The organism is Luedemannella helvata (assembly GCF_039528415.1).
GTDB lineage: Bacteria > Actinomycetota > Actinomycetes > Mycobacteriales > Micromonosporaceae > Luedemannella > Luedemannella helvata.
This window is the reverse complement of sequence record NZ_BAAALS010000009.1, coordinates 150,997-162,972: the sequence shown is the minus strand read 5'-3', so window position 1 is coordinate 162,972 and position 11,976 is coordinate 150,997. Positions and strand designations below refer to the sequence as shown.

Here is an 11,976-nt window from a genome sequence, read left to right as displayed (position 1 = left end):
GCCGGCAGGCCCACTGTGGAGAGTTTTGGCCGCTGACAGTACGGGTAAACGCCCTGGTGGACAGTGATGCGACTGGTGAGGAGGCGGCCATGAGCCGAAAGCGGACCAAGGAGGTGTCGCGTCTCGTCGACCACGCGTGGGGCAATCTCACGTCGGCGGCGAGCTCCGGCGGTGACAAGGCGAAGTCGTACGGTGAGAAGGTCAGCGCCGGTTCCAAGGAGGCCAAGCGGCGTGCGGACGCCGCGATGAACGCCTTGGCCGGCAGGAAGCCCAAGCCCCGGTGGGGCTGGCTCGCCGGCGCCGCGGCGCTGGGTGTGGCGTTGGGCTGGCTGGCGACCGCGGTCGGCCGTCAGGCCGTGACCACGGCGCAGCAGAAGCTGGTCGAGGAGCCGGACGACCTGCGGCTTTACGCCGACGAGGTCACTCCCGCGCACTGACCGCGCGGTCGCCGGCCGGGCGTGGGGTCCTGTGGGATCCCCAACACTCCCGGCCGGCGACCTACGGGCGTACCGCCGACGCTGGTAGCGTGACCGGTGCCGACAAACCCACACGGGAGAGTCCGGCGCGGGTGATCAAGGCCCGGGTCGGCGCCGAAGGGGCAATTCCTCCCCGGAACCTCTCAGGCACCCGGACCGTGCGGGCAGGCAGTCTGAAGCGCCGCGTGGCGTGACAGAGGGGGAGGAAGGCCACACGCCAACCTCACCCCGCCTGGAGAGTCCGTGAAGCCGTCCGAGTTCGCCGACCGTCACATCGGCACCACCACCGACGCCCAACGGCGCATGCTCGACGTCATCGGCTTCGGCGGTGTCGAGGAGCTGATGGACGCCGCGATCCCCGAGGTGATCCGCTGGCACGGGGCCCTGGACCTGCCGGGCGCCGCCAGCGAGGCGCAGGTGCTCGCCGAGCTGCGCGAGCTCGCCGCCGCCAACACGAGCGCCGTCTCCATGATCGGCCTGGGTTACTACGGCACCCACACCCCGGGCGTCATCCGCCGCAACGTGCTGGAGAACCCGGCCTGGTACACGGCCTACACCCCGTACCAGCCGGAGATCTCGCAGGGGCGGCTGGAGGCGCTGCTGAACTTCCAGACCGTCGTGGCCGACCTCACGGGGCTGGCCACGGCGAACGCGTCCATGCTCGACGAGGGCACGGCCGCGGCCGAGGCGATGACCCTGGCCCGGCGCGCCAGCAGGAGCGCGAGCAACGTGTACGTGGTGGACGCGGACACCCTGCCGCAGACCATCAACGTGATCGCGACCCGGGCCGAGCCGCTGGGCATCGACGTGCGCGTCGTCGACCTGGCCGACGACCTGCCGGAGGCGTACTTCGGCATTCACCTGCAGTACCCGGGCGCGAGCGGCGCCGTGCGCGACCACACGGGCGTGATCGACGCCGCGCACGCGGCCGGGGCCCTGGTGAGCGTGGCCGCCGACCTGCTGGCGCTGTGCCTGCTGCGCGCCCCCGGCGACATCGGGGCGGACATCGCCGTGGGCAGCGCCCAACGCTTCGGGGTCCCGATGGGGTTCGGCGGCCCGCACGCCGGCTACCTGGCGGTGCGCGCCGGGCTGGAGCGGTCCCTGCCGGGCCGGCTGGTTGGGGTGTCGCGTGACGCCGACGGGGCACCGGCGTACCGGCTGGCGTTGCAGACCCGCGAGCAGCACATCCGCCGGGAGAAGGCGACCAGCAACATCTGCACCGCGCAGGTGCTGCTGGCCGTCATGGCCAGCATGTACGCCGTGTACCACGGCCCGGACGGGCTGCGCGCCATCGCCGCGCGGGTCCACGACCGGGCGGCGACCCTCGCGGCCGGGCTGCGCGCCGGGGGTGTCGAGGTGGCGCACGACGACTTCTTCGACACCGTCCTGGCCGTGGTGCCCGGCCGGGCGGCGCAGGTCGTGGCCGCGGCCGAGGCGGCCGGGGTGAACCTGTGGCACGTCGACGACGACCGGGTCGGCATCTCCTGCGACGAGACGACCACCCGCGCGCACCTGCAGACCGTGTGGTCGGCGTTCGGGGTCGCCGGCGTCGACGACGTCGCCGGGGAGGTGGCGCTGGCCCGTACGAGCGGGTTCCTGACCCACCCGGTGTTCTCGGCGTACCGGTCGGAGACGGCGATGCTGCGCTACCTGCGCTCGCTGGCGGACAAGGACTACGCCCTGGACCGCGGCATGATCCCGCTCGGGTCGTGCACCATGAAGCTCAACGCCACCACGGAGATGGAGCCGGTGACGTGGCCGCAGTTCGCCGACGTGCACCCCTTCGCGCCCAGGAGCCAGACCCGGGGGTACGAGCGGCTCGTCGCCGATGTGGAGACGTGGCTGGCGGAGCTGACCGGGTACGACGCGGTGAGCGTGCAGCCCAACGCCGGCTCGCAGGGTGAGCTGGCCGGGCTGCTGGCCATCCGGTCCTACCACCGTTCGCGGGGCGAGGCGCACCGCGACGTGTGCCTGATCCCGTCGTCCGCGCACGGCACGAACGCGGCCTCGGCCGTCATGGCGGGCATGCGGGTCGTCGTGGTGGCGTGCGACGCCGACGGCAACGTCGACATGGCCGACCTGGACCGTCGGGTGCAGGCCCACCGCGACGACCTCGCCGCGATCATGGTGACGTACCCGTCGACGCACGGCGTGTACGAGACCGGCATCGCCGAGCTGTGCGCGAAGGTCCACGACGCGGGCGGGCAGGTGTATGTCGACGGGGCGAACCTCAACGCCCTGGTCGGGTACGCGCGGCCGGGCACGTTCGGCGCCGACGTGTCGCACCTGAACCTGCACAAGACGTTCTGCATCCCGCACGGCGGCGGCGGTCCCGGCGTCGGTCCGGTCGCGGTGCGCGCGCACCTCGCGGAGTTCCTGCCGGGCGACCCGCTGCGCGGGGACGGGCACGCGGTGTCGGCGGCCCCGCACGGGTCGGCGGGCATCCTGCCGATCCCGTGGGCGTACCTGCGGCTGATGGGCCCCGACGGGTTGGTGCGCGCGACCGGCGCGGCCGTGCTGGCGGCCAACTATGTGGCCGTACGGCTGCGTGAGCACTACCCGGTGCTGTACACGGGCGCGAAGGGCCTGGTGGCGCACGAGTGCATCCTGGACCTGCGGCCGATCAGCAGGGCCAGCGGGATCAGCGTGGAGGATGTCGCGAAGCGGCTCATCGACTACGGCTTCCACGCCCCGACGATGTCGTTCCCGGTGGCGGGCACGCTCATGGTGGAGCCTACGGAGTCGGAGGACCTGGCGGAGCTGGACCGCTTCATCGACGCGATGATCGCGATCCGCACGGAGATCGACAAGGTGGCGGCCGGCGAGTGGCCCGCCGGGGACAACCCGCTGGTCAACGCCCCGCACACGGCGGTGTCGGTCAGCGCCGACGAGTGGCGTCACCCGTACCCGCGGTCGGTCGCGGCCTACCCGGACGGGGTGGACGCGGCACGCAAGTACTGGGCACCGGTGCGGCGGGTCGATGGCGCGTACGGAGACCGGAACCTGGTCTGCGCGTGCCCGCCGCCGGAGGCGTTCGCCGAGTAGAGGATCAGGCCGCCCCGCGTCGGTGCGGGGCGCTCGGCCTGCCGTGGTGTCGCGTGTTCAGCCGATGAGCGCGTGCCGGGCGGGGCCCCGGTGGGGGGCCACCAGCTTGCCGTCGGGCAGCAGCTCACCGGTGTCCTCGAACACGATGACACCGTTGCAGAGGAGGCTCCATCCCTGCTCAGGGAAGGCAGCGATGATCCGGGCGGCGTCGTGGTCCACAGCGGCGGCGCCCGGGCATGGGGGTTGGTGCTTGCACTGTTGCATCGTCGATCTGCTCCGGGGTGGAACGGTTGTTACCTAGGTCACTTGACCAGTGATGCACGCTACTCCGAAAAGCGGTGCACACCGGAGCACGTGACCCCGGCTTGCCGGCAGAATCCACCCTTCGTAGGAATGTAGTCCGACTAAAAGGCTACTTCCGGTAGGGCGCGCCGCCGATGCGACTCGGCCGTTAGTGGGAGCGCTCCCGAAAGAAAACTTCAGATCACCTGAACGTGCGGTGGGTCGTGGCGCAGGAACTGCAGATGTGAGATGTCACGTCCGTACGCCCCGGCGCGGCCCAGCACGATCAGGTCCCCGGCCCGCACCGCGCCGAGGTCCTGGTCGCGGGCCAGCACGTCCCGCGGGGTGCACAGCTCGCCGACCACGTCCACCGGCCCGTCGGCGGCCGGGCGCGGGTACGGGTGCGGCCACTCGTCGACCGCGATCACCTGGCACGGGTGGCTGTACCCCCACGCGGCCGGTAGCCGGAAATGGTGCGTGCCACCGCGAACGACCGCGAAGCGGCGCCCGTGGGTGACCTTCACGTCGACCACCTCGGCGGCGTACCAGCCGGCGTCGGCGACCAGGAACCGGCCCGGCTCCAGCACCAGCGACGCGCCGCCGGGCAGTTCGGCCGCCGCGCGCGCCAGCCCGGCCGCGAGGACGTCGAGGTCCAGGCGCGTACCGCCGGTGTAGTCCACGCCCAGCCCACCACCCAGGTTCACGTACCGCAGGTCGATGCCCTGGCGTGCCGACCAGCGGGCGGCCTCGACGGCGAAGCGCCCGTACTCGGCCGCGTCGAGGCTGTTGGACACCGCGTGCAGGTGGAACCCGATCAGCCGCAGGCCCGGCGCGGCGCGCGCCAGGGCGACCGCGTCGGGCACGTCGGCCTCGTCGAGACCGAACGGGGTCGCCACGCCGGTCATCTGGTGGCTGCCCGACACGGCCGAGGAGGCCCGGTTGACCCGCAGCGCCACCGGCACCCCGGCCGGGCCCGCGACGGCCGGGTCCGCGACGGCCGCCAGCCGGCGCAGCTCGTGTAGCGACTCCACGTGCACGGTCACCCCGGCCGTCGCGGCGGACAGCAGCTCCGCGTCCGTCTTCGCCGGGCCGCTGAACGCCACCTCGCCGCCGCCCGCGCCGGCCACCAGGTCCAGCTCGCCGCCCGAGGCCACCTCGAAACCGTCCACCTCGCCGGCCAGCGCGGCCAGCAGGGCGGGATGGCCGTTGGCCTTCACCGCGTACAGCAGGCGCCCTCCGGGCGGCAGGGCCGCCCGGACCGAGCGGGCGGCCGCGATTGCGGCGGCGGTGTCGTACACGTAGGCGCAGCGCGGCCGGGGCAGGCCGAGCAGCGCGTCGCGGACGCGGTCCGGGATCACGCGCGGTGCAGGGGGTTGTCGACCGGCACGTACCGGTCGCCGCCGGCCGGGTCCAGCCGCATGCGCAGCAGCGCCTTGTGCGGCATCGTCGGCGCGGTCAGGAACGCGTGGTCGGCCGCCGCCGCGGCCGCGTACGGGCCGCCCGCCAGGTCCGCGTACACCTCGTCGATGACGTCGCGGACCGCCGACCAGGCCGCGCCCTCGTCGAGGCCGTGGGACAGCACCAGCCGCAGCACGACCTCGCCCAGGTGCGCCTGCAGCGCCGTGTACCCGAGCTTGGCCTGCATCGTGGTCACCTCCGGGGCCTCGATGACCGAACCCGGCCACAGGCGCAGCGGGCGACCCAAGCGCGCCGGATGCACCCGCAGGCCCGCGAAGTCGCGCAGGGCCAGCCGGTGCGGCACCCCGCCCACGAACGTCGGCACGCAGTTCTGCAGGTGGGCCTCCAACCCGATGCCGTGCCGGGTCGCCAGCCGCAACGCCGCCGGCAGCAGCAGGCGCGCGTACTCGGCAACGAAACCCCGCGCGGCCTGGGCCCGCTGGCGCAGGCCGCGCGTGACGGCGTAGCGGTCGACCAGCTCGGCGACCACGCTCGCCCCGGTCAGCGGGGACGTGGAGTACAGGGCGATGCCGGGAATCGCGACCTCGCCGGGGCCCAACCGTCCCGTCAGGCCGGTGCGCACGATCGCGGCCAGGTCACGCTCGCGGTCGCCGCCGGCCGCCATCGCCGACCCGGCCACCTCGTCGAACAGCACGATCCGCGCCGCGTCCGGGTCCTCGTCGAGCAGGGTGCGCAGCAGCGCCGAGATCGTCGGCCCGTTGCGGGTGCTCGCGACCGAGATGCTGCGCCGCGTCGAGGTGACCTGGATGTCCAGCGACAGCTTCAGGTAGCGGCGTTGGCCGGCCCGGTCGGGCGGCAGCAGCAACGTGCGCAGCGCGGCCGTCGGCAGCGCCGGCAGCCGGGCGTCCGGCAACACCACCAGCCCGCCGTCGGCGAGCAGGTCGGCGTAGCGGGCGGGCAGCAGCCGGTCGAGCTGCCACGCGTGCACCGGGGTGACCGCGTAGCGGGCCCGGTCGACCCGGTGGGCCAGTTCCGGGTACGCGTCGGCGAGCGTCTCGCCGATGTCGTCGCCCAGGTGCAGGTCGCGGCGCACCGCCACCAGGCCCAGGCCGGTGCCGGGCGACTCCAGGTCGTGGCGCAGCACGTCGGCCACGTCCCAGCCCAGCCGGGTGCGCCCGCACGGGTGCAGGTTGTGGCCCTCCGTGGCCAGCCGCTCGAAGAACACGCACTGCCCGTCCGCGTCGAGCGTCGCGGCCAGGTCGAGGCTGTCGCGGGCGCCGGTCGCGCGGGCCCGCTGCCGGGTCACCGCGTCCGACCAGGTGCGCCGCGCGTACGCGACGGCCAGGTTCGCGGTGGCGTCGGCCAGCTCGACCGCCACCCGGTCCGCGCCGTCCACCAGGGTGTACGCGAGGCGGGCCGGGTCGGGGCCCTCGGGTGACAGCGGCATCAACGCGCGACCGAACCCGAACCGTTCGGCGCGCGGATCCGGTTCGGCCAGGCCCTCGCGCCACGCGGCGGCGAGCAACCGGTCGCGCACGACGGCCATGGCGCGCGGCAGGTTCGACGGGAACCGCTCGTGCAGGTCGGGGGAGAGGGCCGCCAACTGGCGCCGCACGGCGTGGGCCGCGTCCGCCGTCGTGGCCGGCGCCGGCCGGGTCGCGGTGGCGCTGCTCATGCCGGCACCCGCGCCGCGTCACGGCGCCGCCGCGACATCCGGGGGGTCATGCGCCCGCCATGGGGTTGGGCACGTGGGTCCACACGTCGTCGAGCGGGTCGGCCGCCAGGCGCATCGTCGTCATCGCTTTCATCGGCAGCGGGTCGCGCCACACCTGCGCGGGCGCCCCGGCGGCGCGTACGGCCGCCGCGACGCGGCCCCACAGCGGCCCGGTCGGCAGGTCGTACTCGCGGGCGAGCAGCGCGATCAGCTCGCCGACGACCGTGGTGAGGAACGCGGCGACAAGCTTGGTGCGCAGCTCGTCGGCGTCGTCGGTGACGAGGTCGCCGCGCAGTTCGGGCATGGCCGCGCCGAGGCGGGCGGGGCTGACCCGCACCCCGCCGACGTCGCGGTAGAGCAGGCGCACCGGTCGGCCGTCACGCAGCACCACGAGGGTGTTCTGCCCGTGCGCCTCCAGGGCCACACCCCGGTCGAGGAGGGCGAACAGGGGTGGGCAGGCGATGTCGAGCAGGTCGGCGAGGAACCGGGCCGGGTCGTGCGGGGCGACGACGTCGCGCAGCAGCGGACGGCCGTCGGCCGGCGACGGGGCGGCCAGCGCCGCCAGCGGCACGGCGACCTCGCCGGGGGGCAGGGCGGGGAACCGGCGTACCACGTACGACAGGCCGCGCTGGGGTTCGCCGTCGACGAGCACCGCGCCGGCGGCGGTCTCGGGCAGGACGTCGAGGGTGGGCATCGCGGCGGTCAGCCGGGCCAGCAGGGCCGACATGACGGGGCCGTTGTGCACGGCGGCCGGCGACACGATGCGTACGGCGCTGGTCATCTGCACGTCCACGGCCGTCTTCACATGGATCGTCGGGTCGTCCACCAGGGCCAGGGTGCGCAGCGACATCAGCGGCCGGGCGGGCACGGTCCGGCCGGTGGGGGTGAGCCACGGGTACGCCCCGGCGGTATGGCGCGCCTGCCAGGGGTGCAGCAGCAGGCGGGGTGGCAGGCCGGCGCCCGTGGACAGCCAGCGGCTCGCCGGCACGGCCACCTCGACGAGGGCGACCGTGGGGAGGTGCTCCGGGGCGTACGCGAGGACCTCGGCGGTGGTCATGCCCAGCCGGGTGCGGCAGCACGGGTGCAGCGGATGCCCGTCGACGACCAGCTGTTCGACCGTGGCCAGGTCGGTGGTGCGCGGCGACGGCCGCGCCGGTCGGTTGGCGCGGGCCAGCGCGAGGTTGTGCACGCTGTTGTCCAGCTCGGTGGCCAGCCGGTCGACGGCGCCGGGCAGGCGCAGGGCCCGCAGCGCGGCGGCCGGGTCGGTATGGGCCACGCCGGCCACCTCGACGGCCAGCCCGGGCTGCGCCACCGCGAACGCCCGCGCGGCGGCCGGGTCGCCGGACAGGCGGGCGTGGTCCAGACCGGGCACGTTCTCGCGGTTCAGGGCGCCCCACAGGCGGGCGAGCACGCTCGCGCGGGCGCCCGGCAGGGCGGCGGTGTAGGCCGCGCGCAGGTGCTGTGGGACGTCGTCGACCGGGGCCGCCGGCCGCGGCGCGGCCGTGAGCTGTTCAGGCACCCGTCGACCTCCCCAATCGTTGCCCTGACGTCTCAGGCTAGTCGTTTCGATCACGCCCCGCCGGGCGCGGCACGCGTGGCGCGTCAGAGTGTTTAACGCTAATTGCCAGATAATCGCGCTATGTCAGAGTTAGGCCGATCTACCGGTCGCGTCATCTCCGCCGGGCGCCCCGCCACACGCAGCCACCCCGGGCCGGCGCCCCGCCGCCACTTCACCACCCCGGCCGACGCCCACCACGCCGTCCAGCAGGTCGTCACCGACACGCTGGAGCGCCGGGCGCACCCACGCGTCCTCGAGGCCGGCGCCGGCAAGCGCACCCGGTTCGACGTGCCATCCGACGCGTACGTCATCGGCGTCGACACCGACGACCTCGCCATGTCGCGCAACCCCCGCCTCGACGAACGGGTCGTGGCCGACCTGGCCGCCTACGCCGCGCCCGCCGCCAGCTTCGACCTCATCACCTGCTGGTACGTGCTCGAACACGTGCCCGACCCGGCCGCCCTCGTCGACCGCTTCGCCACCTGGATCGCGCCCGGCGGGCTCGTCGTCATCGCCGTACCCAACCTGCACAGTCTCAAGGCCCTGGTCACCAAGGCCACCCCGCACGCGTTCCACGTGTGGTTCCGCCGGCACGTGCTCGGCCACCCGCAGGCCGGGCGCCCCGGCCACGGCCCGTACCCGACAACCCTGCGCCGCGCCATCGCCCCCGCCGCGCTCGTCGGCCGGTCCGGCGCCCGCGGCCTCGTACCCGTCTTCGAGGGGTACTTCGAGGACGCCAAGCAGGTCGCGTTCCGCGAACGCATCCGCCTGACCGGCAACCGCTGGCGCGCCGCCGAACGGCTCGTGCGCCGCGCCAGCCTCGGCCGCCTCGACGCGGCGCGCAGCGAGTACGTCGTGGTGTTACGCAGGGTGTGAGCTCAAGCGCTCGTGGGCACTACCTCCACGAAGGAGGAACGTGCCATGACAGCCACCCAGATCGTGATCACCGTCATTGTTGTTCTCGTCGTCGTGGCCGCGGTCATCGCCGGTGTGCTGACGGCGACCCGTTGGTCACTGCGCCGACAGTTCGGCCCCGAGTACGACCGGCTCGTCGCCGAGCGCGGCGGTCGCGTCGAGGCCGAGCGTGAGCTGCGCGAACGTCGCCGCCGCCACGCCGCCCTGTCGCTGCGGACCCTCGACGACGAGGCCCGCGACCGCTACGCCAGCCGGTGGGCCGACATCCAGGCCCGCTTCCTCGACGAGCCGCAGGCCGCCGTCGCCGACGCGGACGCCCTCGTCGCCGACCTGCTCACCGAGCGCGGCTACCCCGAGTCCGACGTGGACGAGCGGGTCGCCCTGCTCAGCGTCGAGCACGCCGGCCGCATCGAGGACTACCGCACCGCGACCGGTGTCGCCGCCACCGAGCAGGCGACCACCGAGCAGCTGCGCCAGGCGATCGTGCACTACCGCACCGTCATCTCCGACCTCATCGGCGGCGAACCCCTCCAGCTCGCCGGCGACCCCACCGAAACCACCCCGTCCACCCGTTAAGGAGCCCACCCCATGATCTTCAAGCACGACACCCGTTCCGACGCCGAGGTCCGCGACGAGGAGCTGCGCGACGGCGACCGTCGGGTCGTCGACGGAGACGTCGTCGACGAGTACGACCGCGACGGGCGCCCCGAGGACCCCACGACCGCCGACACGATCGTCACCGACCACGACGGTCGCCTCGCGGACACCGATGGGCGGGTCACCCAGCCCGACGGCCACGAGGTGACGGACACCGACGAGCGCGTCGACGACCCGGACGGCCACCTGGTGCACGACCCGGACGACGACGTCGACGAGACCACCGACGACGACACCCCCGACGCCCCCGGCCCCGACGGCCCCGACGCGGCGACCACGTTCGACAACGCGGCCGACGATGACGACGACACCGTCGACGAGCCGACCGACGTCACCGACGACGATCTCGATGACGACGTGGACGACGACCTGGCCGACGAGCGCGACGCGCGCGCCGCCGCGGACGCCCCGTTCACCCCGGACGGGCACGTCGACGCCGACCCGGACGCCCAGCCGGCCGGCGCCTACGACACCGTCCCGGCCACCGGCGACGGCCCCGTGCCGGTCGACGAGCCCGCCGCCGCGGCCCCGGTCGACACCCCGGCCGAGCTGGTGCCCGGCGCGGTCACCTCGGAGCCGGCGTTCGCCGGCTGGCAGGACCAGGACGGGCAGGCGTTCCGCGACCGGTGGCGCGACGTGCAGCTGCGCTTCGTCGACGACCCGCGCGGCGCGGCCGCCGAGGCCGGCACCCTGGTCGGCGAGGCCGTCGACGCGTTCACCGCCGCCCTGGCCCGCCAGCGCCAGGAACTCGACGCGTGGCAGTCCACCGAGGGCGACGACACCGAGATCTTCCGCGTCGCGGTCCGTCGCTACCGCGACCTGCTCGACAAGATCCTCGCCGGTTGACCCTCCCCAGGGGAACGACAGCAGCTGCCTCCTAGAGGCGGCTGCTGTCGTATGTCGAGACACCGCTCTTGCGCGCGTTCGCCGGCAGGCGGCGGCGGGCGGCCGCGTCACCGTAGAGGGTGGCCCGCCAGAAGTCCGTCGTCGTGGCGTTCACCTGATCGAAGCCGCGGTTGCCCGGACGCAGGTAGTCCCCGTGACCCTGGCCGGTCAGCGTCAGAAACCCCTTAGGCCAGGACAACTTCTGGTACGCCGTACGCGCCCCCGACAGAGCCACCGTGCCGTCGTCGGACCCGTGCACGAACAGCACCGACGCGGCCGGTCCCGCGAACGTACCGCCCAGCGACGCGCCGGCGATCACGATCGCCGCGTCGACGCGCTCGTCGCGGGTGGGCGCCGACAGCATGCCCAGCGTCGTGAACCCGCCCGCCGAATGGCCCGCCGCCCCGACCCGCCCGGTGGCCAGGCGCCCGCGCAACGGGTCGCCCAACTTCGTGTCCAGGCCGCGCACCTTGCTGATCACGGCGGCCGCGTCCAGTGGCTGCTGGCCCACATCGGTCACGTCGAACGGGTCGGCGTGCGCGTTCGTCCCCGGGTACGCCGGGGCGGCCACCACGAAACCGGCCGCCGCCCACCGCGTCGTCAGGGCGGCGTAGTAGTCCGGCAGGCCCCGCAGCCCGTGGCTGAACACCACGATCGGGAACCGGCCCGCCGCGACGGGCACGCCGGAGCGCGCGGCACCGCCGGTGGCCCCGGTCGCCGGGTACCACAGTGTCGTCGGCAGGCGCCGTCCCTCGCGTACCACGGTGATCTTCCGGACGCCCACGGCGAACGAGCGCGCGGGCGCCGCCGTCGGCGCTACCGGCGACGGCCGGGCGGGCGCCGCGTCCGCCGACGGCCGGGTCGTACCCGCCGCCCCGCCGGCGACCGTCGGCGAACCCGGCGCGGCGCCCTGCGGCGGCGCCGCGGCCGGCCCCCCTCCGGCGGAGCACCCGCCCACCAACCCGCCGATCAGCACCCCCACGACAAGCCGGCCGAGCAGGGGGAACCGGCGTGCGACAGACATC

At 74.4% G+C, this 11,976-nt stretch carries 10 protein-coding genes and 1 riboswitch; of the genes, 5 read left to right on the top strand and 5 right to left on the bottom strand.

Features of this window, described 5'->3' with window-relative positions; genetic code table 11:
• The first annotated feature begins 89 nt into the window (after positions 1 to 89).
• On the top strand, positions 90 to 437 hold the full coding sequence (locus tag ABD191_RS11755; protein ID WP_344080062.1) for a hypothetical protein: 348 nt from the start codon (positions 90 to 92) through the stop codon (positions 435 to 437).
• Positions 438 to 540: 103 nt separating this feature from the next.
• A riboswitch (glycine riboswitch) is annotated at positions 541 to 645 on the top strand.
• 74 nt (positions 646 to 719) lie between these two features.
• On the top strand, positions 720 to 3,521 hold the full coding sequence (gcvP, locus tag ABD191_RS11750) for an aminomethyl-transferring glycine dehydrogenase (protein ID WP_344080059.1): 2,802 nt from the start codon (positions 720 to 722) through the stop codon (positions 3,519 to 3,521).
• Positions 3,522 to 3,578: 57 nt separating this feature from the next.
• Here the strand turns inward: gcvP and ABD191_RS11745 are convergent, their stop codons facing one another.
• The 4 genes from ABD191_RS11745 to ABD191_RS11730 form a co-directional block, all read right to left on the bottom strand.
• Positions 3,579 to 3,785 (bottom strand): DUF5999 family protein, encoded by a 207-nt coding sequence (locus ABD191_RS11745; RefSeq protein WP_344080052.1) that lies wholly within the window; start codon positions 3,783 to 3,785, stop codon positions 3,579 to 3,581.
• A 215-nt stretch (positions 3,786 to 4,000) separates the two neighbouring features.
• The gene (locus tag ABD191_RS11740) at positions 4,001 to 5,161 is read right to left on the bottom strand and encodes an alanine racemase (RefSeq protein WP_344080047.1); all 1,161 of its coding nucleotides are present in this window, start codon (positions 5,159 to 5,161) and stop codon (positions 4,001 to 4,003) included.
• Positions 5,158 to 6,897 (bottom strand): IucA/IucC family protein, encoded by a 1,740-nt coding sequence (locus tag ABD191_RS11735; protein ID WP_344080044.1) that lies wholly within the window; start codon positions 6,895 to 6,897, stop codon positions 5,158 to 5,160. Before ABD191_RS11735 ends, ABD191_RS11740 begins: the two co-directional genes overlap by 4 nt.
• Before the next feature lie 46 nt (positions 6,898 to 6,943).
• Entirely contained in the window at positions 6,944 to 8,455 is a 1,512-nt protein-coding gene (locus tag ABD191_RS11730) for an IucA/IucC family protein (RefSeq protein WP_344080041.1), read from the bottom strand.
• Positions 8,456 to 8,575: 120 nt separating this feature from the next.
• On the opposite strand from ABD191_RS11730, the gene ABD191_RS11725 reads away from it, so the two are divergent.
• The 3 genes from ABD191_RS11725 to ABD191_RS11715 are packed head-to-tail and all read left to right on the top strand — an operon-like array spanning position 8,576 to position 10,912.
• Positions 8,576 to 9,370 (top strand): class I SAM-dependent methyltransferase, encoded by a 795-nt coding sequence (locus tag ABD191_RS11725; protein WP_344080038.1) that lies wholly within the window; start codon positions 8,576 to 8,578, stop codon positions 9,368 to 9,370.
• A gap of 45 nt (positions 9,371 to 9,415) precedes the next feature.
• Positions 9,416 to 9,985 (top strand): hypothetical protein, encoded by a 570-nt coding sequence (locus ABD191_RS11720; protein ID WP_344080035.1) that lies wholly within the window; start codon positions 9,416 to 9,418, stop codon positions 9,983 to 9,985.
• A gap of 12 nt (positions 9,986 to 9,997) precedes the next feature.
• On the top strand, positions 9,998 to 10,912 hold the full coding sequence (locus ABD191_RS11715; RefSeq protein ID WP_344080033.1) for a hypothetical protein: 915 nt from the start codon (positions 9,998 to 10,000) through the stop codon (positions 10,910 to 10,912).
• Positions 10,913 to 10,943: 31 nt separating this feature from the next.
• On the opposite strand, the gene ABD191_RS11710 is transcribed toward ABD191_RS11715, so the two are convergent.
• Positions 10,944 to 11,975, bottom strand: coding sequence for an alpha/beta hydrolase family protein (locus ABD191_RS11710; protein WP_344080030.1), 1,032 nt, complete (start codon positions 11,973 to 11,975; stop codon positions 10,944 to 10,946).
• Position 11,976: the final 1 nt, after the last annotated feature.

Coding starts and splice junctions, on each gene's coding strand:
- ABD191_RS11715 (WP_344080033.1), top strand. CDS start 9,998: ATGATCTTCAAGCACGACACCCGTTCCGACGCCGAGGTCCGCGACGAG.
- ABD191_RS11755 (WP_344080062.1), top strand. CDS start 90: ATGAGCCGAAAGCGGACCAAGGAGGTGTCGCGTCTCGTCGACCACGCG.
- ABD191_RS11735 (WP_344080044.1), bottom strand. CDS start 6,897: ATGAGCAGCGCCACCGCGACCCGGCCGGCGCCGGCCACGACGGCGGAC.
- ABD191_RS11725 (WP_344080038.1), top strand. CDS start 8,576: ATGTCAGAGTTAGGCCGATCTACCGGTCGCGTCATCTCCGCCGGGCGC.
- ABD191_RS11720 (WP_344080035.1), top strand. CDS start 9,416: ATGACAGCCACCCAGATCGTGATCACCGTCATTGTTGTTCTCGTCGTC.
- ABD191_RS11745 (WP_344080052.1), bottom strand. CDS start 3,785: ATGCAACAGTGCAAGCACCAACCCCCATGCCCGGGCGCCGCCGCTGTG.
- ABD191_RS11710 (WP_344080030.1), bottom strand. CDS start 11,975: ATGTCTGTCGCACGCCGGTTCCCCCTGCTCGGCCGGCTTGTCGTGGGG.